Source organism: Cellulosimicrobium cellulans (assembly GCF_007679345.1).
In the GTDB taxonomy this organism is placed as follows: domain Bacteria; phylum Actinomycetota; class Actinomycetes; order Actinomycetales; family Cellulomonadaceae; genus Cellulomonas; species Cellulomonas cellulans_A.
Map to the genome: position 1 here is coordinate 240,517 of NZ_VEGH01000008.1, position 24,103 is coordinate 264,619.

17 protein-coding genes and 1 pseudogene are annotated in these 24,103 nt (G+C 76.0%); 13 read left to right on the forward strand and 5 right to left on the reverse strand.

Annotation, left to right across the window (positions count from 1 at the left end; genetic code table 11):
- Window positions 1-73: 73 nt before the first annotated feature.
- A complete protein-coding gene (locus FS882_RS12940) occupies window positions 74-2,923 on the forward strand; it encodes an EAL domain-containing protein (RefSeq protein WP_158373452.1) in 2,850 nt (949 codons plus the stop codon).
- On the opposite strand, the gene FS882_RS12945 is transcribed toward FS882_RS12940, so the two are convergent.
- Window positions 2,815-5,301 (reverse strand): hypothetical protein, encoded by a 2,487-nt coding sequence (locus FS882_RS12945; RefSeq protein ID WP_187365288.1) that lies wholly within the window; start codon window positions 5,299-5,301, stop codon window positions 2,815-2,817. The genes FS882_RS12940 and FS882_RS12945 overlap by 109 nt on opposite strands.
- Window positions 5,302-5,458: 157 nt before the next feature.
- On the opposite strand from FS882_RS12945, the gene pheA reads away from it, so the two are divergent.
- Window positions 5,459-6,415 (forward strand): prephenate dehydratase, encoded by a 957-nt coding sequence (gene pheA / locus FS882_RS12950; protein ID WP_158373453.1) that lies wholly within the window; start codon window positions 5,459-5,461, stop codon window positions 6,413-6,415.
- A gap of 21 nt (window positions 6,416-6,436) precedes the next feature.
- Here the strand turns inward: pheA and FS882_RS12955 are convergent, their stop codons facing one another.
- Window positions 6,437-7,267 (reverse strand): class I SAM-dependent methyltransferase, encoded by an 831-nt coding sequence (locus tag FS882_RS12955; protein WP_158373454.1) that lies wholly within the window; start codon window positions 7,265-7,267, stop codon window positions 6,437-6,439.
- 49 nt (window positions 7,268-7,316) lie between these two features.
- Entirely contained in the window at window positions 7,317-8,489 is a 1,173-nt protein-coding gene (locus FS882_RS12960) for a diacylglycerol/lipid kinase family protein (protein ID WP_158373455.1), read from the reverse strand.
- A 214-nt stretch (window positions 8,490-8,703) separates the two neighbouring features.
- On the opposite strand from FS882_RS12960, the gene serS reads away from it, so the two are divergent.
- The 7 genes from serS (at window position 8,704) to FS882_RS12995 (ending at window position 16,624) form a co-directional block, all read left to right on the forward strand.
- On the forward strand, window positions 8,704-9,999 hold the full coding sequence (gene serS / locus FS882_RS12965; protein ID WP_158373456.1) for a serine--tRNA ligase: 1,296 nt from the start codon (window positions 8,704-8,706) through the stop codon (window positions 9,997-9,999).
- The gene (locus FS882_RS12970) at window positions 9,996-10,817 is read left to right on the forward strand and encodes an HAD family hydrolase (protein ID WP_158373457.1); all 822 of its coding nucleotides are present in this window, start codon (window positions 9,996-9,998) and stop codon (window positions 10,815-10,817) included. The genes serS and FS882_RS12970 overlap by 4 nt, the downstream gene beginning before the upstream one ends.
- A gap of 124 nt (window positions 10,818-10,941) precedes the next feature.
- Complete coding sequence (locus FS882_RS12975) at window positions 10,942-11,988, forward strand: LacI family DNA-binding transcriptional regulator (protein WP_158373458.1); 1,047 nt, start codon at window positions 10,942-10,944, stop codon at window positions 11,986-11,988.
- A gap of 125 nt (window positions 11,989-12,113) precedes the next feature.
- The gene (locus FS882_RS12980; RefSeq protein ID WP_158373459.1) at window positions 12,114-13,508 is read left to right on the forward strand and encodes an ABC transporter substrate-binding protein; all 1,395 of its coding nucleotides are present in this window, start codon (window positions 12,114-12,116) and stop codon (window positions 13,506-13,508) included.
- A gap of 102 nt (window positions 13,509-13,610) precedes the next feature.
- Window positions 13,611-14,600 carry a carbohydrate ABC transporter permease gene (locus FS882_RS12985; RefSeq protein ID WP_158373460.1) on the forward strand — a complete coding sequence of 330 codons (990 nt, stop codon included), beginning with the start codon at window positions 13,611-13,613 and terminating at the stop codon, window positions 14,598-14,600.
- The gene (locus FS882_RS12990) at window positions 14,597-15,571 is read left to right on the forward strand and encodes a carbohydrate ABC transporter permease (RefSeq protein ID WP_158373461.1); all 975 of its coding nucleotides are present in this window, start codon (window positions 14,597-14,599) and stop codon (window positions 15,569-15,571) included. The genes FS882_RS12985 and FS882_RS12990 overlap by 4 nt, the downstream gene beginning before the upstream one ends.
- A gap of 135 nt (window positions 15,572-15,706) precedes the next feature.
- Complete coding sequence (locus tag FS882_RS12995) at window positions 15,707-16,624, forward strand: EamA family transporter (RefSeq protein ID WP_158373493.1); 918 nt, start codon at window positions 15,707-15,709, stop codon at window positions 16,622-16,624.
- Between the two features lie 162 nt (window positions 16,625-16,786).
- On the opposite strand, the gene FS882_RS13000 is transcribed toward FS882_RS12995, so the two are convergent.
- The gene (locus tag FS882_RS13000; RefSeq protein WP_410053281.1) at window positions 16,787-17,359 is read right to left on the reverse strand and encodes a bacterial proteasome activator family protein; all 573 of its coding nucleotides are present in this window, start codon (window positions 17,357-17,359) and stop codon (window positions 16,787-16,789) included.
- A 46-nt stretch (window positions 17,360-17,405) separates the two neighbouring features.
- On the reverse strand, window positions 17,406-18,389 hold the full coding sequence (locus tag FS882_RS13005) for an NAD(P)H-quinone oxidoreductase (protein WP_158373463.1): 984 nt from the start codon (window positions 18,387-18,389) through the stop codon (window positions 17,406-17,408).
- Window positions 18,390-18,565: 176 nt separating this feature from the next.
- On the opposite strand from FS882_RS13005, the gene FS882_RS13010 reads away from it, so the two are divergent.
- The 4 genes and pseudogenes from FS882_RS13010 to FS882_RS13025 all read left to right on the forward strand — a co-directional run.
- A complete protein-coding gene (locus FS882_RS13010) occupies window positions 18,566-23,044 on the forward strand; it encodes a nitrate- and nitrite sensing domain-containing protein (protein WP_187365289.1) in 4,479 nt (1,492 codons plus the stop codon).
- Between the two features lie 49 nt (window positions 23,045-23,093).
- Window positions 23,094-23,543 carry a roadblock/LC7 domain-containing protein gene (locus FS882_RS13015; RefSeq protein WP_158373465.1) on the forward strand — a complete coding sequence of 150 codons (450 nt, stop codon included), beginning with the start codon at window positions 23,094-23,096 and terminating at the stop codon, window positions 23,541-23,543.
- Between the two features lie 8 nt (window positions 23,544-23,551).
- A complete protein-coding gene (locus tag FS882_RS13020; protein ID WP_147794821.1) occupies window positions 23,552-23,926 on the forward strand; it encodes a DUF742 domain-containing protein in 375 nt (124 codons plus the stop codon).
- Window positions 23,907-24,103: pseudogene (locus FS882_RS13025) on the forward strand (hypothetical protein); the annotation flags it as partial. The gene FS882_RS13020 and the pseudogene FS882_RS13025, both read left to right, overlap by 20 nt.

Genomic DNA, 24,103 nt, shown 5'->3' on the forward strand with positions numbered 1-24,103 from the left:
CCGATGGGACGGGTACGGCGGTACCCGGTCGGGGCAGGTCCGTGACCAGACGGGTCTGGAGAAGGGCGGTGCGATGGCGTCCGACGCGCGCGGTCGCGCCCGCGGGCGGGTGCGGTTGGTGGTGGCCGTGCTCACGCCGCTCGGGCTCGCCATCTCCCTGGCCGGTTCGCTGTTCCACGCCCACCAGGAGCGGGATCGTGCGGTGCAGGCGACACGCGCCGACATCGCCGTGTCGGCGGAGGCCCTGGAGGCGCGGCTCGGGGGCCAGATCCGGGTCGCCACGACGGCCGCGTCCCTGCTGACGCCGAGCGCGGGTACCTCCTGGGACGACGCGGCGGCCTCCTGGGAGAGCCACCTGCGGGTGCTGACGTCCCCGGCCGGTGCGCCCCGACAAGACGAGCCGTCCGGGGGCGCGCCGCCGTCCGCACCCGTCGTCACCTCCGGGGTCGGGTGGCTCGCCGCCCCGGCCAGCCCGGCCGACCGGGCGGGGCCCATCGACCTCCGCCCGTCGGGCGGCGCGGACGTCCCGGGTGCCGTGCACGTGGCGCGCGTGGTGCGGCTCGGCTCGTCGTCGCTGCTCGACCGGCTCGCGGCCGGGGGGTCCACCACCACGGGCGTGTCCGCCCTCGGGGCCGCGCTCGCCTCGGCGCGGGACTCGGGGCAGCCGGCCATGAGCGCGCCGTACCGGGCGGGCGTGCTCGAGGTCGACGGCTCGGACGCCGGGAAGGTGGCGCGGGCGGACGGCGCGGACGGGCTGGAGGCGGCCATCGCGGTGGCGGTCTACGACACGGCGGACGCCCCGGTGACGACCGGCGAGCGCCGTCGGCGGTTGATCGGCTGGACCGTCACGACGGTCAGGGTCGGTCCGCTGCTCGACGCCGTGACGACGCGGCCCCACGCCGCCGCGGTCGTCAGCGACGGCGACGCGGTCCTCGGCGTCCTGGCCGAGGACGGCGCGGCCCCGCCCGCGCCCGGCGGATCCCTCGACGTCGGCGTGCCGGTCGCCGGCCGCACCTGGACGCTCACCGCGTCCCCTCTGGGCCTGCCGGGGCTCCTCGCGCCGCTGCCGCTGGTCGGGGGTCTGCTCCTCACCGCGCTCGTCGTCGGTCTCGTGGCCTCGCGGGCCGCGGCCGAGCTGCGCGCGGTCGAGCTGGCGGAGGACCGCACGCGCGCACTGGCCGCCCGGACCCGGGACCTGGAGTCGATCACCCGGAACACGCCCGACGCCCTCGCCCGGGTCGACGGCGACGCCCGCCTCCGGTTCGTGAACGCCGCGATGCGGCGCGCGGCCCGCGTGTCCGACGCGGACCTCGGTACGCAGGTCGGCGGGCTGGCGGGGCGGTCCCCCGTGATGGACGCCGTGCGCGCCCTCGCGCACCACATGATCGCGATCTCCGCGGACCCGGGTTGCGACCCGGACACCGACCCGCGACGTCTCATCAGCATGTCCGCGCACGTGGAGGGTCACTGGTACGACGTGCGGGCGGTGCCCGAGCGCGCCGCGGACGGCACCGTCGACTCGGTGCTCGTGGTGGCCCGGGACGTCACCAGGTTCCGCGAGGCCCAGGACCGGCTGACGCACGCGGCGACCCACGACCCGCTCACCGGCCTCGCGAACCGCGACCTCGCGCGGGAGCGGGCGGTCGCCGCGCTGGCCACCTCGCGGGCGGGCACCGCGCTGCTGCTGCTCGACCTCGACCGGTTCAAGCTCGTGAACGACTCCTACGGGCACGTGGTGGGCGATCAGCTCCTCCAGCAGGCCGCCGAGCGGGTGGGCGCCGGCCTGCCGGACCGGTCCGTGGCGGCCCGGCTGGGCGGGGACGAGTTCGTCGTGCTGCTCCCCGACGCGACGCCCGCGGCGGCAGAGGAGGTCGCGCTGCGCCTGGTGGCGGCGTTCGACGAGTCGTTCGAGGTCCGCGGCGAGGAGTTCGCGGTCGGCTGCTCCGTGGGAGTGGTGCACACCGAGCCGGGCGGGATGGCCTGGGACGAGCTCCTGCGGTGCGCGGACGTCGCGATGTACCGCGCGAAGGCCGCCGGCGGGGGCTGCCACCAGTGGTACGAGGAGCAGGGAGCGGACCACGCGCGGCAGCGGCTCACGATGGCCGCGGACCTGCGCCGGGCGACGGAGGAGGGCGAGCTGTCGCTTGTCTACCAGGGGGAGGTCGACCTGGTGACGGGGCGGGTCGAGGGCGTCGAGGCGCTGATGCGCTGGACCAGCCGCACCCGCGGGCCCGTGTCCCCGGCCGAGTTCATCCCGGTGGCGGAGGAGACCGGCCTGATCGGCGAGCTCGGCGCCTGGGCGCTCGACCGGGCGCTCGGCGAGGTGACCGCCCACAACCGGAGCACCGGTGCGGGGCTGCGGGTGTGGGTGAATGTCTCACCCCGGCAGTTCGCGGGCGGGCAGGACCGGCCCGACCTCGTGACCCTGGTGGTCGACCTGCTGGCGGCCTACGACGCCCCGGCGAGCTGGCTCGGCATCGAGGTCACCGAGAGCGCCCTCGCCGACGACGCCCGGGCGGTGCCCATGCTGAGCGCCCTGCGCGAGCTCGGGGTCGGCGTCGCGATCGACGACTTCGGCACGGGGTACTCCTCGCTGTCGCGGCTGCACGACTACCCGGTCACGCTGCTGAAGATCGACCAGTCGTTCGTCCAGGAGCTCGGCGGGTCGGGGGCCGCCGGCCCCCGGGCGGCCGGCGTCGTCGAGGCGGTCGTCGCCCTGGGCCGGTCGCTCGGCGCCGACGTGATCGCCGAGGGCGTCGAGGACGAGGCGCGGTACACCGCCCTGCGCGCGCTGGGCTGCGACCTGGCGCAGGGCTACCTGTTCGGCAGGCCCTGCGCGTTCGCGGACGCGGTGCGGCCCGTCCCGGTCCCGGGGCCGGTGCTGCCGGGGATGGTCGGCGCCAGGCTGCCCGGCCCCCGCTGAGCCGCCGTCTGCTGCAGCAGCATCCACGTCGAGCAGGCCGCCGCGAGCAGCGGCACCGCCAGCCCGATGCCGGTGGCGGGCACGACCACGCCCGAGTCGTTGAGCGCGAAACCGACGCCCAGCGTCGTGGCGAGCGCGACCAGGCCCTTCATCAGCATCGGGGCGTCCGTGCCGATCTGCCGCAGCGGTGCGCCCGCGGACAGCCAGGCGTAGGGCCCGCCGTCGGGCGCGCTCACGGCCGAGCGGGCCGGGCGCCCCACCAGGAGCACGACCAGCAGCAGTCCGCCGATCGCGAGCAGCGTCTGCTCGCTGCCGAACAGGATGCGCAGGTTGGTCTCGCCCTTGCGCAGCAGCACCGTCCACAGGCCGCCGTCGAGCACCGTCTCGATGAACGCACCCAGGTGGGTGCGCTCGTCCGGCGGGCGCAGCCAGTCGACGACCGCGATGCCCACGACGGTGACGGCACCCGCCGCCAGCACCGCGAGCACCCGCCGCCAGTTCAGCCGGATGCCGGCCGTGAGCAGGGCGAGGACGGCGAACCCGGGTACCAGCGCCGGCGGGCCGCCGAAGTCCGCGCCGATCGACGGGCTCCCGTTGATGACCACCGCGACCAGGCCGAGCGCGGCGACCACCGCGACGGCGAGACCGCGGCGCCCCGCGCGCAGCAGCGGGTCGGCGAACGCGACGGCCGTGAGGATCATCGCAGTGGCGAACAGCGCGAACGCCGGGTTGCCGAAGCCGTAGAACCGGCCGGCCACCAGCGAGCCCGGGCCCATCATCGAGTCGAGCGCGAGCCGGGCGCCGGTGGCGACGTCGACAGCGAGCACGAGGGCCGTGATCCCGCCGACGGCGCCCATCGGCCCGAGCAGCCGCCCGCGCCACCACGGCGGCAGCAGGGTGACCGCGACGATCGCCGCGCAGAACAGCGCCACCGCGCCCGCCAGCGCCCAGGCCGGGTTGCCGGCGCGCCACCACGGCAGGAGGTTGGCGAGGAAGGTCGACACCGGCACCGCGGCCACGGCGACGGCGCCGACCCGCAGCCCGTGCAGCACGCGGCGCGGGTGCCCCGCGCCCGGCGGCCGCCGGCGCAGCCGGGAGATCAGGCGGGTCCACCACAGGCGGACGCGGTTGTTCAGCCCGACCATCACCAGGAGGTAGAGCGCCAGGTTCAGGCCGACCCAGAGGACGTAGAACCCGCCCACCAGGGGTGCGGCCGCCAGCGCGTGCCGGTTCTGGTCGATCAGGTAGGCCACCCGCGCGCCGGCGGTCGCGTCGTCCGGGCTGTGCCGGATCACCGAGCCCACGAGCGCCCCGGTCGGCGCCTGGTCGCGGATGCCGAGCGCGTGGAGCACGGTCGGCGCGATGTCGGTCGTCTGCAGGAAGCCGTCCTGCCGGGTCGACGACGAGCTGATGAGGCCGCCCGCGTACGTCCCGCCGTCGGGGTTCGGACCGGTCGCCGCGGCCACCTGCAGGTTCGCGCGCCGGCTCGAGTCCGCCACCGAGAACAGCAGCACCGTGGGGTCGGAGCCCGAGTCGGCGACGGCGTCCAGCACCGCCGCGATCCGGGCGTCGATCTCCTGCACCTGCTCGGCGCGGGTCGGCTCGATCACCACGTCGGTGCCGGAGACCGGGGGCTCGTCCTGGGTGTCGCTCGGGACGTCCGTGTCGGCCTCGGAGCGGCCCCGGGTCTGGTAGCCGGGGTCCCGCACCGTGCCCGCGTCGACCACCACGAGCCGCGAGCCGTCGAGGGCCGCCGCGACGGCGTCCTCCAGCCCGCCCGCGTCGGCCGGGGCGCGCACGTGGGCGCCGACCGGCGTGCCGTCCGCGTCGGCCAGGGCGATCGCCGCGCCGGGGCCGATCCCGGTGGCGGTGAGCCCCGCGGTCGCGACCGTGTCGCCCAGCAGCCCGAGCCGGGAGTCGTACGAGGACGCGCGCATGGCCTCCTGGTAGTCCGCCCAGCCGGGGACCGCGCCGTTGGCCAGCGGGTCCCGCAGCGTGCGGCAGGTGCCGTCCGCGACCGCCAGGTCGGTGGCGCGCCCGCCCGCGGACACCGCGAGCCAGCCCATCGACGGGCAGGTGAACGAGATCGCGCTGCGCACCACGGTGGTCCCCAGCGACGCGGTCCGGGACAGCTCCCAGAGGGCCGGCGTCGTCAGCGAGCCGAGGTCGTCCCAGCGCAGCCCGGTGACGCCGACGAGGACCACGGGCCCGCGGTCGTCCCCGTCGGGGGCGTCCGCCGCGGCGGCCCGCGGGGCGGCGGCCCAGCCGAGGGCGACCGCCAGCAGCGCCGCGAGCGTCGCGGCGACCAGGCGGGCCGGGGCGGTGCGGGCGGGCGCGGGGCGGGCCGTCGTGCGCGGCTGAGGCGTGGACAGGGGCACCGGCCCAGCGTACGGGCGCACTACGCTCGGGGGCGTCGCCTGCGGGCGCCCCCGGCACCACGACACGGCACGTGCACGCGCGCCGCACAGGGAGCGCACGCGCCGACCACACGCGCCCGGGCTCCCCGCCCCGCGCCCGTCCCCAGGAGGTCCCCCGATGCCGCGTCCGCGCTACGCCTACCTCGGCCCCGCGGGCACGTTCACCGAGGTGGCGCTGCGGCAGGTCGTGAGCCCGCAGGAGGCGGAGTACCTCCCGCAGACGGACGTGGTCAGCGCGATCGAGGCCGTCCGGTCCGGGGCCGCCGATCACGCCGTGGTCGCGATCGAGAGCACCATCGAGGGCGGCGTGACGGCCACCCTGGACGCCCTCGCCGTGGGCGAGCCGCTGGTGCTCCGGCGCGAGGTGCTGGTGCCGGTGGGCTTCACGCTCGTGGGCCGGCCCGGGGTGGCGCTCGCGGACGTCCGGCGGGTCGCGGCGCACCCGCACGCCTGGGTGCAGTGCCGCCGGTGGCTCGGCGCGCACGCGCCCGACGCCGTGCACCTGCCCGCCACGTCGAACACCGCCCCGGCGGCCCTGCTCGCCGACGCCGGGGCGGACGCGGCGGCGCTCGGCTTCGACGCGGCCCTGGTCCCGCCCGCCGCCCCGGCGCACTACGGCCTCGAGGACCAGGTGCTCGCCGAGGGCGTCGCCGACAACCCGAACGCGGTCACCCGGTTCGTCGTGCTCGGCCGCCCCGGCGAGGTGCCGCCGCCCACCGGCGCCGACAAGACGACCCTGGTCGTCCACCTGCCCAGCAACGAGGCCGGCGCCCTGCTCACCATGCTGGAGCAGTTCGCGGCGCGCGGCGTGAACCTGTCCCGGATCGAGTCCCGGCCGATCGGCGACTCCCTCGGCCGGTACTCGTTCTCGATCGACGCGGAGGGGCACATCGGCGAGGAGCGGATGGGCGAGGCGTTCATGGGACTGCACCGCGTGTGCCCGCACGTCCGCTACCTCGGCTCCTACCCGCGCGCCGACCGGCACCCGGCCGACGTGCACATCGGCACCGCCGACGACGACTTCCGCACGGCTCGCGAGTGGCTCCGCTCGGTGCGCGGGGGCGCCTCGGTCTGACCGACGCGGGCGGGCGCCGGCCTAGGCGTGCCGCACGGCCAGGAGCAGGTGCGTGCCGCCGTCCGTGGCGCCGGGCTCCGCGCACGCGGCGACCTCGTGGTCGAGGAACCGCCGCCAGCGGTCGGGGTCGGCCTCGAGGTCCGCGAGCGTCGCCGGGTCGCCGAGCGACGCCCAGTTGCTGCCGCTGAGCGCGGCCAGCTCCCCGCCGGCCGCCGCGGTGAGCCCCGCGAGCTCCGACGATCGGTACATCCGGCACACGTGCGCGGCCCCGGGCAGGTGCCGCAGGTCCCCGGTGCGCAGCACGCGGTCGTTCGCGTCCTCGCCGGCCGCCGCGGCGGCGCGGGCCACACCGGGCAGCGCAGCGCGCCAGGTGCCGAGCGCCGACATCACGGACGCCACGACGGCGCCGCCGCGCGCGGTGACCCGGAGCAGCCCGCGCAGCGCCTCCTCGGCCCGGTCGAACGTGTACGACAGCGGTCCGCCGTACGCCACGACCGCGTCGAACTCCCCGTCGGCGTACCGGCTCGCGTCGCCGACGTCGAGCAGCTCACGGCGCTCCACGGCGGCCTCGGCGGCGGTCCCGCCCACGCGCACGCGGTTCAGCTCGAGCTGCACCGGGGACAGGTCCGTCACGACCACCGTCGCGCCGAGCGCGGCCAGCGCCAGCGTGAACCGGCCGGGCCCCGCGCCCACCTCGAGCACCCGGTCGCCCGGGCGGACGAACCGCGCGAGGAACCGGCGGTGCACCTCCAGCGAGACCCGTCCCGCCACGTCCGCCTCGAGGCGGGACCACTCCGCGTCGCCGAGGTCGTCGTAGTACGCCCGGGTCGTCGCGCTGTCGTGGGTGCTCACCCCGGCAGTGTGCCCGGTGCGCGGGCCGCCGCGGGCGGGTTCCGCGCGGCTAGGTCGCGGCGACGCGGACGACCAGGGCGCCCGGCTCGACGCGCGCCGACAGCTCGGTGACCTGGCCGATCACGTCGCCGTCGACCTGCACGTACTCGCCGCCCGACACCTGCACGTGCACCTCGCGGGCGCGGGCGTGGTCGATCCGGCCGATCTTGGCGGGCAGCTGGCTGCGGACGCCGACCCCCTGCAGCACCACCTCGCCGAACAGCTGGGCCCACCCCGCGACGCCGCCCCGGGTGTCGATCGCCGCGACGTCCAGCCACCCGTCGTCGAGCACGGCGTCCGGCAGCAGGGTGATGCCCCCGGGCAGCCGGCCGCAGTTGCCGATCAGCAGGCTGCGCACCCGCGCGGGCTCGCCCGGGGCGTCGTCCAGGCGGACCGTCGTCCGCAGCCGGCGGCCGTGCAGGTGCTTGATGCCGGCGACGAAGTACGCCACCCAGCCGACGCGGGCCTTGAGGTCGTCGTCCGCGTCCGCGACCATCGCGGCGTCGAAGCCGACCCCGGCGATGACCAGGAAGATGTGGTCGCGCGGCACGTCGGTGTCCGCGGGCAGGTCGTCGGCCGCCTCCGCGATGTCGTCGTCGACGCGCGACTCGTACCGCAGCACCTTGAGCCAGCCGACGTCGATCGTCCGGTCGGTGCCGTCCAGCGCGATCTGCAGCGCGGCGAGCGGGTCGCCGATCGGTATGTCCAGGTTCCGCGCGAGCAGGTTGCCGGTGCCGACCGGCACCAGGCCCATCGGGACGCCGGTCCCCACCAGGGCCTCGGCCACGGCGCGCACGGTGCCGTCGCCGCCGAGCGCCACGACGATGTCGGCGCCCCGCGCGACCGCGTCCCGGGTCTGGCCGATGCCCGGGTCCTCGAGCGTGGTCTCGAGCCACAGCGGCTCGGGGAGGTACTGCTCGGCGCACGCGCGGCGCACGGTCGCCCGCAGGTCCGGCACGCCCGGCTTCGACGGGTTGGCCACGAACGCCACGAGCGGGCGGTGCGGCTCCGGCTGCGCGGTCGTGGTGACGGAGGCGTGGTGGCTCGCCGCGGTCCCGAGGATCTGGCCGGCGCGGCGGGCGTGCCGCTCGGCGGCGGTCGCGCGCCAGGCGACCGCGGCGACGACGAGAGCGGTGACGGACAGCGCGGCGGCGACGACGGCCAGCCATCCCTCCCAGGTCATGTGAGGAATCTACGCGGCGGGAGCGGCCCGCCGCCTCAGGTCCCCGCGACGAGTCCGGGTCGCCGAGGGGGTGCGCGACACGTCGAGCGAGCATCCGCCGACTACTCGCTCGACGTGTCGGTTGCTCGCTCGGTGCCCGCGGGCCGCCCGCGGGGCGCCTGCGGGGCACGCCGCGGGGCGGCGGGGGCGCGGCGGCGGTCGGTAGGCTCGGTGCGTGATCGATCTCAAGCTGCTGCGCCAGGACCCGGACGTCGTGCGCGCGAGCCAGGTGGCCCGCGGCGACGACCCGGCCCTCGTGGACCAGGTGCTCGACGCGGACGCCCGTCGCCGCGCCGCGCTCACCGACTTCGAGAGCCTCCGGGCGGAGCAGAAGGCGCTCGGCAAGAAGGTCGCGTCCGCGCAGGGCGAGGAGAAGCAGTCCCTCCTCGCGCACGCGAAGCAGGTCGCGGAGCAGGTCAAGGCGCTGCAGGCCGACGCGGACGCGGCGGAGGAGCTCGCGACGGACCTGGCGCGCCGGATCGGCAACGTCGTCGAGGAGGGCGTCCCGGCGGGCGGCGAGGACGACTACGTCGTGCTGCGGCACGAGGGCACGCCGCGCGACTTCGCCGCGGAGTACGGGGCCGAGTTCGCGGTCCGCGACCACCTGGAGCTCGGCGAGGGCCTGCGGGCGATCGACACCGAGCGCGGCGCCAAGGTGTCCGGCGCGCGGTTCTACTACCTCACCGGCATCGGCGCCCGGCTGGAGCTGGCGCTGCTGAACGCCGCGGTCGACCTGGCCCTCGCGGCGGGCTTCACGCCGGTCATCACCCCCACGCTGGTCAAGCCCGAGGTCATGGCCGGCACCGGGTTCCTCGGCGCGCACGCGGACGAGATCTACCGCCTCGAGGCGGACGACCTGTACCTCGTCGGGACCTCGGAGGTGGCGCTCGCCGGCTACCACTCGGGGGAGATCCTCGACCTGTCGGGCGGCCCGCTGCGCTACGCCGGCTGGTCGGCCTGCTACCGCCGCGAGGCCGGGTCGTACGGCAAGGACACCCGCGGCATCATCCGCGTGCACCAGTTCCACAAGGTCGAGGCGTTCTCCTACACGACCGTCGAGGACGCCGCCGACGAGCACCGCCGCATCCTGGGCTGGGAGGAGCAGATGCTCCAGCTCGTGGACCTGCCGTACCGGGTCATCGACACCGCGGCGGGCGACCTCGGGTCCAGCGCGGCCCGCAAGTTCGACTGCGAGGCCTGGCTGCCCAGCCAGCAGCGGTTCCTGGAGCTCACGTCGACCTCCAACTGCACGACGTTCCAGGCCCGGCGGCTCGGGGTGCGCGAGCGCACGGCGGACGGCGAGGTCCGGCCGGTCGCGACGCTGAACGGCACGCTGGCGACCACCCGGTGGATCGTCGCGATCCTCGAGAACCACCAGCAGGCCGACGGCTCGGTGCGGGTCCCCGAGGGCCTGCGGCCGTACCTCGGCGGCCTCGAGGTGCTGGAGCCGGTCGGGGGCGGGTCGCGATGACGCACCCGCGCACGGCGGCCGGCACCCTCGTCGCCCTCGACGTCGACGGCACGCTGCTGTCCTACGACGGCGCCGTGTCGCCGGCCGTGCGCGATGCCGTGGCCGCGCTCCGCGACGCGGGCGCCCACGTCGTGCTCGCGACCGGGCGCGGCGTGCGCAGCGCGGTGCCGGTGGCCACCGACCTCGGGCTCACGACCGGCTGGGTCGTGTGCTCGAACGGCGCCGTGACCGCGCGCCTCGACCCGGAGGCCCCGCAGGGCTACGAGGTCACGAGTACGACCACCTTCGACCCCGAGCCCGCCCTGCGCGTCCTGCAGGCCGAGCTGCCCGACGCGCTGTTCGCCGTCGAGGACCTGGGCCACGGCTTCCGGGTGTCCCGGCCGTTCCCGGACCACGAGCTCACCGGCGAGCAGACGGTGCTGCCGTTCGACGAGCTCGTCGCGCAGCCCGCCACCCGCGTCGTCGTGCGGGACCCGGGCAGCACCCCCGAGGAGTTCCGCGAGCTCGTCGAGCGCGTCGGCCTGCACCAGGTGTCCTACGCGGTCGGCTGGAGCGCCTGGCTCGACCTGACCCCCGGCGGCGTCTCCAAGGCGAGCGCGCTGGAGGAGCTGCGCCGCGACCTGGGCGTCGAGCCGTTCGCGACCGTCGCGGTGGGCGACGGCGGCAACGACGTCGAGATGCTCCGCTGGGCCGCGCGCGGCGTGGCGATGGGGCACGCGCCGGAGTTCGTCCGGCTCGCGGCCGACGAGGTCACGGGCACGGTCGAGGACGACGGCGTGGTCGCGGTGCTGCGGACCGTCGGGCACGCGGCGGGCTGACGCGGGGCGCGCGACCCGGCCGCCCGGCGCGGCGGTGGCGGTCGGGAAAGCGGTAGCGCTCCCACGGCAAGCGGTCGCCCGACAGGGTGGACCGGGGCCCGCGGGGCGGAGCACAATCCCCGCCATGGCGCACGGCATCGTCGACGTGGCCCGGGCTGCCGGGGTGTCCACCGCGACGGTGTCGCGCGCGCTGCGCGGCCTGCCGAACGTCACCGCCGCCACGCGCGAGCGGGTGCGCCGGGCCGCCGACGAGCTCGGGTACGTGCCGTCGCCGTCCGCCTCGTCGCTCGCCTCCGGGCGGACGCGGACGATCGGCCTCATCACGCCGTGGGTCGCGCACTGGTTCTTCGCCAACGTGATCGAGGGCGCGGAGCGCGCCCTGCGGGTCGAGGACTTCGACGCGCTGCTCTACACGTTCGAGGTGTCCCGCGAGGTCCGGCGGCTGCGGCTGGACCCGGACGTGCTCCGCCGCCGCGTCGACGGCGTGCTGGTCGTGGGGCTCCCGCTCGAGGCGGAGGAGGTCGCGCTGCTCGACGAGCTCGGCTATCCGCTGGTGTTCGTCGGCGCGGGCGCGCCGGGCCACGTCACCGTCGGGCTGGACGACGTCGGCACCGCGCGCCGCGCGGTCGCGCACCTGGCGGACCTCGGCCACACCGTGATCGCGCACCTGTCGGGAGAGCCGGACGACACCCTGCCGTGGTCGCCGGCCGTGCGCCGTGCCGAGGGCTGGCGCGCCGAGCTCGCGGCGCGCGGCCTGGCGACCGCGGGGCTCGAGGTGCACGGGCACTTCGACGTCCGGGGCGGCCGCGCGTCGATGCACGCGCTGCTGGACCGGCGCCCCGACGTGACGGCGGTGTTCGCGGCGTCGGACGAGATGGCGATGGGCGCGCTGCTGGCCCTGCGGGACCGGGGGCTCCGGGTGCCCGAGGACGTGTCGGTCGTCGGTGTCGACGGGCACGACATGGGGGAGCACCTCGGCCTGACCACGATGGTGCAGAACGCGCAGGAGCAGGGGGTCACCGCGGCGTCGATGCTGCTGGAGATGATCACCGGCGCGCCGGTGCCGGAGGAGGTCGTGTTCCCGACGGTGCTGGTCGAGCGCGGGTCGACGGCGAGGCCATGGGGACGAACCGGGACGAGCCGGAATCGGGCCGACCGCGCGTCCATGTGACCAAATCGTGACAAGTCGGAACCCCTCCGGTGGTTGTGCGCCAGCCATGTAAACGCTTGCATATAGCCCACGCACCGAGGCGCACCCGCCTCGGCCCGCAACCACGACGAGGTGGAGGCAGACGCATGATGAGGATCCGTCGTCGCGGCGCGAGCGCCGCGGTGGCCGGCGGGCTCGGGCTGGCGCTCGTGCTCACGGCTTGTTCCGGTGGGGGAGACGACTCCGGGGACGAGGGCACGTCCGGCGGCGGCGACACCGACGCCGCGAACGAGATCGACTGCTCCGTGTTCGACGACTTCGGCGACCTCGACGGCACGACCGTCTCGGTCTACACGTCGATCGTCGAGCCCGAGCAGCAGACGCAGGAGGACTCCTACGACCCGTTCGAGGAGTGCACCGGCGTCACGGTCGAGTACGAGGGCTCGCGCGAGTTCGAGGCCCAGCTCCTGGTGCGCATCCAGGCCGGCAACGCGCCGGACATCGCGTACCTGCCGCAGCCCGGGCTGCTGAACACGATCGTCACGGACTTCCCGGACGCGATCGTGCCGGCGCCGGACGCGACCGTCGCCAACGTCGACGAGTTCTTCAGCGAGTCCTGGAAGGAGTACGGCACGGTCGACGGCACGTTCTACGCGGCCCCGCTGGGCTCCAATGTGAAGTCGTACGTCTGGTACTCGCCGTCCATGTTCGAGGACGCGGGCTACGAGGTCCCGGAGACCTGGGACGACCTGATCGCCCTGTCGGACCAGATCGTCGAGGACGGCGCCATGCCGTGGTGCGCGGGCGTGGAGTCCGGCGACGCCACCGGCTGGCCGGGCACCGACTTCATCGAGGACATCGTGCTCCGCACCGCCGGACCCGAGGTCTACGACCAGTGGTACACGCACGAGATCCCGTTCAACGACCCCCAGATCATCGAGGCCTGGGACACCGCGGGCGAGATCCTCAAGAACGACGAGTACGTGAACGCCGGCCTGGGCGGGGTCGACTCGATCGCCACGACGCCGTGGACGGACGCGGGCTTCCCGATCCTCGACGGCACCTGCTGGCTGCACCGTGCGGCGAACTTCTACCAGACGCAGTGGCCCGAGGGCACCGAGGTGGCGCCGGACGGCGACGTCTACGCCTTCTACCTGCCGACCAACCAGACCGACATCAAGCCGGTCCTCGGCGGCGGCGAGTTCGTGGCGGCGTTCGACGACCGTCCCGAGGTGCAGGCGTTCCAGACCTACCTGTCGAGCGCGGACTGGGCCAACACCAAGGCCAAGACCACCCCGATGGGCGGCTGGGTCAGCGCGAACAACGGCCTGGACCCGGACAACCTGGCCACCGAGTTCGACCAGCTGTCGGCGGAGATCCTCGCCGACCCGAACTCCGTGATCCGGTTCGACGCGTCGGACCTGATGCCGGGCGAGGTCGGGGCGGGCACGTTCTGGACCGCCATCGTGAACTGGCTGACCGGCACCTCCACGGAGGAGGCCGCGAAGTCGGTCGAGGACTCCTGGCCCGCCGGCTCCTGACGGAGCCGGGCAGCTAGCGACTGATCGGCTGACGGCCCGCCCGACGGGGCCCGCGGACACCCGCGGCCCCGCCGGGCGGGCCCACCCGGCTCGGAGGCGTACATGGACTGGTTGACGAGCGCGAGCTCGGTGGGCGAGAAGTTCGCCCTGATGTTCCTGGCGATCGCGCTGTTCGTGGTCGTCATGGGCGCGATCCTCTTCCTGGTGGACCGGCCCAAGCGGGTCCCCCGGTGGGTGGTGGCCGCGGCGTTCGCCGGGCCCGCCCTGCTGCTGCTGGCGTGGGGCCTGGTGCGCCCCGCGGTCCTCACCCTGTGGAACTCGTTCTTCGACAAGCGCGGCAACGAGTTCATCGGCGTGGACAACTACACCCGCGTGCTGACCGGCGGGCAGTTCCAGAGCGTTCTGACGAACACCGCGATCTGGGTCATCCTCGTGCCGATCGCCTCGACGGTGATCGGCCTGGTCTACGCGGTGCTGGTGGACCGCACGCGGTTCGAGAAGCTCGCCAAGGCGCTCGTGTTCATCCCGATGGCGATCTCGATGGTCGGCGCGTCGATCATCTGGAAGTTCGTCTACGAGTTCAAGCCGGACCAGCCCGGCGTGAAGCAGACCGGCCTGCTCAACCAGGTGCTGGTCTGGGTCGGCCTGGAGCCGCAGCAGTTCCTCATCAACTCCCCGTGGAACACCGTGTTCCTCATCGTGGTGATGGTGTGGATCCAGACCGGTTTCGCGATGACCGTGCTGTCGGCGGCCATCAAGGCCATCCCGGACGACATCGTCGAGGCCGCCCGCCTGGACGGGCTCGGCGGGATGCGGATGTTCCGCTACATCACCGTGCCGTCGATCCGACCGGCGCTGGTGGTCGTGCTCACCACGATCGCGATCGGGACGCTCAAGGTGTTCGACATCGTCCGCACCATGACCGGCGGCCAGTTCGACACGCAGGTCATCGCGAACGAGTTCTACACGCAGGCGTTCCGGCAGAACAACCAGGGCCTGAGCGCCGCGCTCGCGGTGATCCTGTTCGTCCTGGTGATCCCGATCGTCGTCTACAACGTGCGGCAGCTGCGCAAGTCGGAGGAGATCCGATGACCACCACCCCGCTCCCCCCGACCGGGCCGTTCGCGGAGGCGTTCGAGGAGACCGCCGACGCCGGCGGCGAGCCGGGACGCCAGCGCCGGCTGAGCCGCCTCGAGCGGCGCGCGATCGCCACCAAGGGCCGGCTGTCGTCGCCGTGGGCGTCGTTCCTCGCGATCCTGATCGCGATCCTGTGGACGATCCCGTCGGTCGGCCTGCTCGTCACGTCGTTCCGGCCCGAGCTCGACATCCGCCGGTCCGGCTGGTGGACCGTGTTCGGCGGGCTGTTCAACGGCGAGGCCGAGTTCACGCTCGACAACTACGACCAGGCGCTGTTCGGCTCCGGGGCGAACCTGGCGACGTACTTCGTCAACTCGTTCGTCATCACGATCCCGGCGGTGATCATCCCGATCACCATCGCGCTGCTCGCGGCGTACGCGTTCGCGTGGATCGACTTCAAGGGCCGCAACATCCTGTTCGTCGCGGTGTTCGCGCTGCAGATCGTCCCGCTGCAGGTGGCCCTCGTGCCGCTGCTGCGCGACTACGTGAGCGCGGGCGTCGCCGGGTCGTTCTGGACGGTCTGGCTGTCGCACTCGATCTTCGGCCTGCCGCTGGCGATCTTCCTGCTGCACAACTTCATGAAGGACATCCCGTCGTCCCTCGTCGAGGCGGCCCGCGTCGACGGCGCCGGGCACGTGAAGATCTTCTTCCGGGTGCTGCTGCCGCTGCTGGTCCCGGCCATCGCGGCGTTCGGCATCTTCCAGTTCCTCTGGGTGTGGAACGACCTGCTGGTCGGCCTCACCTTCGCGTCGCCGGACTCCCGGCCGCTGACCGTGGCGGTCGCCGAGATGGCGGGCAGCCGCGGCGGCGACTGGCACGTGCTCACCGCCGGGGCGTTCATCTCGATGGTGGTGCCGCTCATCGTGTTCATCTCGCTGCAGCGGTACTTCGTGCGCGGCCTCCTGGCGGGCTCCGTCAAGGGCTGATCCCCGGTCGCGACCTCGTCGAGCGGAGCGTTCTGCCCGACACGCACCGGCGTGTCCGGCAGAACGCTCCGCTGTCGTGCGGGCCCGTAGAGTGCGTGGTCGATGAGCGGACGAGCGGGCGGCCTGGTGGGCCGGGTGCCGGCGCCGGCGCTGTTCGCGGTCTCCGGGCTCGCGCAGTACGGCGGCGCCGCCCTCGCCGTGGCGCTGTTCGCCGTGATCCCCTCGCCGACGGTCGCCTGGCTGCGGATCGCCGTCGCCGCGCTGGTGCTGCTGGCGTGGCGCCGGCCGTGGCGCGCGCGGTGGACCCGGGCGGACCTCGGCGCGGCCGCGGCGTTCGGCGTGGTGCTCGCCGCGATGAACGTGTCCTTCTACGTCGCCATCGACGTGCTGCCGCTGGGCACCGCCGTGGCGATCGAGTTCCTGGGCCCCGTCGCCGTCGCGGCGGTCACCGGCCGGACCTGGCGGGAGCGGCTCGGCATCGTGGTCGCCGCGCTCGGGGTCGTGCTGCTCGCCGGGGTGGAGCTGAGCACCGGCGGCGAGGACTCGGTGCGCGGCCTGGTGGCCATCGGCGTCGCCGCGGCGTGCTGGGCGGGGTACATCCTGCTCGGACGCCGGGTGGCCCACGGCGCACGCCACCCGGCCGGGGAGTCGGCGGCCGACCGGGCGCCGGACGCGCGCCGCGCGCCCGACGGCATCGCCTCGCTCGCGGTCGGCATGACGGCGGGCGCCCTGGTCGGCGCGCCGTTTCTCGCCGCGCCGGCCGCGCCGGTGCTGGCCGACGCCGGCCTGGCGCTGGCGGTCGTCGGCATCGCGGTGCTGTCGTCCGTCGTGCCGTACGCGATCGAGCAGGTCGTGCTCCGCCGGGTCACGGCGGCGACGTTCGCCGTGCTGCTGGCGATGCTGCCCGCGACCGCGGCGGTGGTCGGCGCGGTCGCGCTGCGGCAGTGGCCGCACGGCTGGGAGGTCGTCGGGCTGCTGTGCGTCTCGGTGGCGATCGTGCTGACCGCGACGCGCCGTGAGCCGGGGGACGACGACCGCGCCACGTCGGCGTAACCGCCCGCCCGCCCGCTGCGCCCGCGCCTGCCGCGCCGCGCCCGAGCGTTCGCCGAGGTTGCACCACCTGCGGGGTTCCGGGCGTCGGAACCCCGCATCGAGTGCACTCTCGGCGAGGGCTCGGGGAGGGGGGGTGCGGGGAGGGGGTGGGGAGCGGGGGGTCTAGAGGTACTGGCCGGGGCCCTGGTCCGGCTGCGGGGGGACCGGGACGCCGCCCGGGCCCGCGGGCCCGGCCGGGCCATGGCCGCCCGGGAGGGCGCGCCGCATCTGCGTGAGCTGCGCCTGCGCGGCCATCTGCTGCGCGACCAGCGCCGTCTGGATGCCGTGGAACAGCCCTTCGAGCCAGCCGACCAGCTGCGCCTGCGCGATCCGCAGCTCGGCGTCGCTCGGGGTCTGCTCGTCCGCGAACGGCAGCGTGATCCGGTGCAGCTCCTCGATGAGCTCGGGCGACAGCCCGTCCTCGAGCTCGTGCAGGGAGCGCTCGTGCACCTCGGCGAGCCGCGCGCGGGCCGCGTCGTCGAGCGGGGCGCTGCGCACCTCGTCGAGCAGCTGCTTGATCATCGTGCCGATCCGCATCACCTTGGCGGGCTGGCCGACGGAGGCCGTGGCCTCCTCGGCCGCGTCCGCCTGCGCCGAGGCCGAGTCGGCCGGTGCGTCGGGGTCGCCGGAGCCGCCGCCGAGCACGACGACGCGAGGCCGCTGCGGGCCGGTGCTGGAGTCGCTCATGCGCGCCATCCTCTCGCGCGCGGGCGCGGACGGCACCCCTGCGACCCCGGCGTCGTCACGGCACCAGCAGGACCTTGCCGAACACCTCGCCCGAGTCGAGCAGCCGGTGCGCGTCCGCGGCCCGGGACAGCGGCAGCCGGGCGTGCACCACCGGCCGCAGGCGCCCGTCGGTCAGCATCGGCCAGGCGTGCTCCCGCACGTCGGCGACGATCCGCTCCTTCTCCGCGAGCGGCCGCGCGCGCAGCGTCGTCCCGATGACGCTGCCCCGGCGGGCCATCAGCAGGCCCAGGTCGAGCTCGGCCCGCGCTCCCCGCTGGGTGCCGATCACCACGAGCCGCCCCCCGGTCGCGAGCGCCGCCAGGTTCGTCGCGAGGCCGCCGGCGCCGAGCACGTCGAGGACCACGTCGGCGCCGTGCCCGTCGGTCGCCTCGCGCACCGCCGCGGCGACGTCCTGGGTGCGGTGGTCGACGACCGTGCGGGCGCCCAGCTCGCGGCACCGCGCGGCCCGCTCCGCCCCGCCCGCGGTCGCGACGACGTGCGCGCCGAGGGCAGCGCCGAGCTGGACCGCCACCGAGCCGACCCCGCCCGAGCCGCCCTGGACCAGCAGCACCTCGCCGGGGGCGAGCCGGCCCGCGTCCACGACGTTCGTCCACGAGGTGAGCAGCGCCTCGGGCAGCCCGGCGGCGTCCACCAGGTCCACCTCGTCCGGCACCGGCAGCAGCAGGCCGGCCGGCACGGCGGCCAGCGCGGCGTAGCCGCCGCCGGGCAGCAGCGCCGCGACCCGCGCGCCCAGCGGCCACGCCGTGGCGTCCACCCCGGCGCCGTGACCTGCGACGACGCCCGACACCTCCAGGCCCGGCCAGTCGGGCGCAGCCGGCGGCGGCGGGTACCTGCCCTCGCGCTGGAGCAGGTCCGCGCGGTTCACGCCGGCGGCCGCGACCCGCACCAGCACCTCGCCCGGGCCGGGTTCCGGGTCCGGCCGCGCGACCAGCTCCAGCTCGTCGGGTCCGCCCGGGCTCTTGACCTGCACCACGTCCACCGTGCGAGCCTACGCACCGTGTCCGCGCAGGACACGGGTGGATGAATCCTGCGGATGCGCTCATGTCGGGGCCCGGGCGCGCCGATGTCGTTCGGACGGGGGCCCTCGGCGGGTGCCTTGCACCTGGCCGCGCCCGCGTGACCAGGTGGGACGCGAGGATCGGGAGGCAGGTCGACATGCTGCGCAGGCTCGGCATCCGCACCAAGGTGCTGGCGGTCCTCGCGCTGCCCGTGCTCGTCCTGCTGCTGACCGCGGCGTTCATCACCTCCCAGTCGATCGGCGAGGCCCGCACCGCCGGCACCGTGCGCGACGTCGTGACCACGATGCCCCTGTACGCCCGGGCGGCCGAGGCCCTGCAGCAGGAGCGGACGCTGTCCGTGCAGCAGGCCACCGACGCGGCCCTCGGCGGCAACCTGAGCGCCGCCCGCTCCGCGACGGACGACGCGGTGGCCGCCCTCGGCACCGCCCTGCGCGACATCGACCTGTCGACCCTGGACGCCCGCGTCGCCGACTCCGTGCAGCGGGCGAGCGACCAGCACACGCGCCTCGTGGAGATCCGCGACCGGGTCGACGCCGGCTCGATCCCCGGCACCCTGGTCGACAGCAACTACACCGACATCGTGACCGCCGACAACGACGTGCCCGTCGTGGTCTCCGAGACGCTGTCCGAGCGGTCCCTGGCGAGCCGGATGTCCGCCTACGGCGCCATCGCCGACACGATCGAGCAGGTCCTGCGTGCGCAGCCGCTCGCGACGAGCGTCCTCGACAGCGACGGGTCGAGCTCCTCCGACGTGCGGGAGCTCGCCGCCCTGTTCGCCGTGCAGGACCAGGCGCGGTCCGACGCCCGGGAGCGCACGAACAGCCTGCGGCTGCCCGGCGTGCAGCTGAGCTCCCGCGACGCGGACCTGACGGCCATGCAGCTGTCGATGGTGTCGGGCAACGAGCTCACCGTCTCCGCGCTGGACCCCACCCGGTGGAACAGCCTGGTCAACGCGGAGCTCGCGTCGCTGCGCCCCGTCGGCACCGACCTGCTCGAGTCCGCTGCCGACCGCGCCGACGTGGTCGCCGACCAGGCGCGGGAGCGCGCGCTGCTCACCGGTGGCATCGCCGCGGCGGCCGCCGCGCTGTCGATCGTGATCGCCCTGGTCGTCTCCCGGGGGATCGTCGTCCCGATGCGCCGCCTGACGGCCGCGGCCGGCACGGTCCGCGAGGAGCTCCCCCGCCTGGTCGAGCAGGTGGCCGTCCCGGGCCAGACCCCGGACCTCACGCTCGCGAACATCCCGGTCGAGTCGCAGGACGAGGTCGGCCGGCTGGCCCAGGCGTTCAACGACGTCAACTCGACGACGATCCAGGTCGCGCGCGAGCAGGCCGCGCTCCGCGGCTCGATCGCCGAGATGTTCGTCAACGTCGCGCGCCGCGACCAGGTGCTGCTCGGGCGCCAGCTGTCGTTCATCGACACGCTCGAGCGGTCGGAGGAGGACCCGGCGGTCCTGGCGAACCTGTTCCGCCTCGACCACCTCGCGACCCGGATGCGCCGCAACGCGGAGTCCCTGCTGGTGCTCGCCGGCATCGACTCCGGCCGGCGCCTGCGCGAGGCCATGCCGCTGTCCGACGTGGTCCGCACCGCGTCGTCCGAGATCGAGCAGTACGACCGGGTCCAGCTCGAGCTCGACGCCGACCCGCTCATGCACGGCTTCAACGCGCTGGGTGCCGCGCACCTCCTCGCGGAGCTGCTGGAGAACGCGACGCTGTTCTCCGAGCCCGGCACCCCCGTCGTCGTGCGGACCGGCGTCGACGGCGAGCACGTCGTGGTGCGGATCGTCGACCAGGGCCTGGGCATGTCGCCCGACGAGATCACGGCCGCGAACGCCACGATCTCCTCGACGTCGCCCACGGAGGCCCTCGGCGCGCAGCGCCTCGGCCTGTTCGTGGTGGCGCGCCTCTCCCAGCGCCTCGGGGCCACGGTGGTCCTGGAGCGCGCCTCGGGCGAGCTCTCCGGCACGGCTGCCGTCGTGCGGTTCCCGGTCGCGCTGTTCACCGCGAACGACCCCGCCCTCGCCGGTTCCGGCGGCGCCGCGCGCGGCTCCGGCCCCGCGACCGGCTCGCTGCCGACGGTCGAGGCCCCGGCGGCGGTCCCGGTCGACCTCGCCGCCCTCACCGACGGCGCCACCTCGACCGGCCTGCCCCGCCGCCGCACCGCGGGCGAGGGCACCCCGGAGCCCGCCCCGGCGGCCGCGCCCGCGGCGCGCTCCGACCTGCCGACCGAGCAGGACGTGGTCCTGCCGGCCCCCACCGAGGCCACGCTCGCGCCCGAGATCGCCGCCGAGGCCGGTGGCTGGACGCCGCTCGTCGCGCCGGCGCCCGACGCACCTGCCGCCCTGCCGTCGCGCGGCGCGCTGCCGGCCCGCGGTGGCCTGCCCAGCCGCGCCCCCGCGGCGCCGGCCGAGGAGCCCGAGGCCCCGGCCCCGGCGCCCGCCGGGCCGCGTGCCGGCCTGTTCTCCGGGTTCCGCGGCCGCGACGCGCTGGCGCAGCCCGCCGGGGACGCCCCGGACGCGCCCGACGCCCCGGACGCTCCCGAGGACGCCGTCAACGGGGGCCAGGAGGCCGCGCCCGCACCCGCGCTGCCGCTCCGCCGCCGGCCGATCACGTCGCCCGCCGAGGTCCGGTCGATCGTCGACGAGCTCGTGGACCACGAGCCCGAGGTGTCCGCCGCCGACCACGCCCGCCTGGACGCGCTGTCCGCGCCTCTGACGGCGAGCCTGCCGATCGTGCCCGCCCCCGCGCCGGCCGACGTGGAGCCGGCGGCCGAGGCCGAGCCGGCGGCCGCCGAGGTCGAGGCGCCCTCCGCCGGGGACGCGGGCACCGGGGCGGACGTCGCCGAGCCGGCCGTCCCCGCCCTCGCGGCCGCCGACGACGAGGCCGGGCCGACCACGCCCGAGCACCGGCCGATGGTCGTGCCGGCCCTCGCCCCCGACGAGCCGCTCGACGAGTCGCTCGCCTGGTCGTCGTGGTCCGGCGCCCCGGCCGCTCCGGAGCAGCCGTCCTGGGCGCAGCCGGCGGCGCACGCCGAGGCCGAGCCCGAGGCCGCCCCGGACGTTCTCGCCGCGCCCGCCGGCGTCACGCCCGTCGCCCCCGCGGCGGCGGACTCGCCGGCCGTGTGGTCCGGGGCCGCCGCCCCGGTCGCCGACCAGCCGCTCGCGCCCGTGGGGCGCGCGGACGACACCGCGGTGCTGGGCGCGCCGGTCCCGGGCGCCCCGGCGGCCGAGGCGACCACGACGGCCCCGACCGGCGCCCCCGCCGCGACCCCGCCCGCCTTCCCTGCCGCGGCGCACGCCCCGGCGGTCCCGGCCCCCGCGGCTCCGCCCGCCCCGCTCGCCCCGCCGGTCCCGGCGCCCGCGCTGCCCGACTTCGCCGCCCTGGTCCAGGGCGACGGAGCCGAGGCGGAGGCGGACCGCCGCCCGCGCAAGCGCCGGTCGCTGTTCTCGTTCGGGCGCCGCTCCGCCGAGCCGTCGGCGGCGGCCCCCGCGCCGGCCCCGTCCGCCGCGCCCGCGTGGCCGGCGACGTCGTCGCCGGCGGGCACGCCCGCCGGCGCCCCGCAGCCCGCCGCCCTGCAGCAGGTGGCCCCGGCCGACGCGCCGGCCCCGGTTCCCGCGCGGCCGTCGGTCGCCCAGTCCTGGCAGCCCGTCACCGCCTGGGACGCCGAGCAGCCGAGCGCCGCCGCGCCCGGTGCCGCCGCGTCCGGGCAGCCGGCGTGGTCCGCGTCCCCGGCCCCCGAGGCCTCCGGCTGGGGCACCGGTGCGTCGCCGGAGCCGGTCGCCGGTCCCGCGGGCGCGTACCCGGGTGCCCTCCCGGGCCCGGCCGTTCCCGCGTGGTCCGCCCCGGAGCACGCCGCTCCGGGCGCGCCCGCGTCCGTCGATCCCGTGCAGCCCGCCGCCGAAGTCGCCCCGCAGCAGCCCGCCGGCTGGTCCGCCGGCCCCGCCTGGTCGGCGCCCGCCGAGCCGGCGTGGTCGCCGGAGCTGCCCGTCCAGGCCGCGGAGCCCGCGTGGGCCCCGCAGGCCCCGGTCGCCGCCGCCCCGCTGCCGACCCGGACCCGCGGCGACGTCCCGCCGCCGGCCCCCGAGCCGGGTGCGGACGTGCCCGCCGAGCGTCGCCCGCACCGGGACATGAGCGCCTGGGCGTCCTCCTGGTCGCCCGACGGCGCCTCGCTGCCGCAGCCGGCGCCCGCGCCCTCGTGGTCCGCGCAGCCCGCGGACGTCGCGGCGCCCGCGGCGGACCAGTCCCGCCGGCCCGGCGCTCTCGACGCGGAGGCGGCGCAGATGCTCGCGCTGCGGGCCGACATCCAGGAGCAGGCGTTGAGCGAGCTGAGCCAGCTGTCCGCGTACCGGCCCAAGGTCGACGTGCCGGCCGGCGGCTCGCTCACCCGGCGCGTGCCGACCGCGATCCCGGCCGCGCCCGAGATCTCGCAGCCCGCGTCCGGCCCGGCGCCGACGCGAGACGCCGACAGCCTGCGCGACCGGCTGTCGAGCTTCCAGTCCGGCAGCCGCCGGGGCCGTCGCGCCCTCGCGGACACCGACCAGGGTCAGGCCGGCGCCGAGCCGGAGCAGCCCCGCACCGAGTCCGACTCCCAGCCCGTCCCGCCGTCGCCGTCATGGTGACACCCGTCCCCGCAGCCGCAGCCGCGCCTGCATCACGTCAGGAGGATGTGTGACCACCCTCAGCACCGAGGCAGCCAACTTCGGCTGGCTCCTGGACAACTTCGTCCGGACCGTGCCCGGCACCCGGCACACGCTGGTGGTGTCGGCCGACGGTCTGCTCATGGCGATGTCCGAGCAGCTCGACCGCACCAGCGGCGACCAGCTCGCGGCGATCGTGGCGGGCATGTCGAGCCTCACCCGGGGAGCGGCGCGCCAGCTCCGCGCCGGCGACGTGCGGCAGGCCATCGTGGAGATGGACAACCTGTTCCTCTTCCTGATGAGCGTGTCGAACGGCTCCGTCCTCGCGGTCGTCGCCGACGCCACCTGCGACGTGGGCCTCATCGGCTACGAGATGGCGATGCTCGTCTCGCGGACCGAGGCCACGCTCACCCCGCAGCTCATCACCGAGATGCGCGGCAGCCTCCCCGTCGACGGCGCGACCCGCGCTCCCAGCGTGTGAGGTAGCCGATGAGCGAGAGCGAGTTCGAGACCCGCACCGTCCGCCCCTACGCCCTCACCGGCGGCCGGGTCCGGTCCGAGCGGTCCGACTACCCCCTGGAGGCGCTGGTCGAGATGCTGCCGGCCGGCGTCTCGGGTCAGGGCCTGACGCCCGAGAAGCGGGCGATCCTGCAGCACGCGTCGCACGGCTACATCTCCATCGCCGAGCTGTCCGCGCTGCTGCACCTGCCCCTGGGCGTGACGCGCGTCGTCGTGTCCGACCTGGCCGACGCGGGCTACGTCCGCGTGCACTCGTCCACCCCGGTCGAGACCACCACCGGTCAGTCGCCCGCCCTGTCCCTGAGCGTCCTGGAGAGTGTTCTCAATGGCATTTCCGCCCTCTGACGCCGTGGCCACCGGCCAGGCCGCTGCCGTGCCGACCGCCCGACCCGCCGGTGACGCCGGCGAGATGGGCGCCGCGCCCACCGTCGTGAAGATCGTCGTCGCGGGCGGGTTCGCCGTCGGCAAGACGACGTTCATCGGGTCGATCTCCGACATCGAGCCGCTGAACACCGAGGCCGC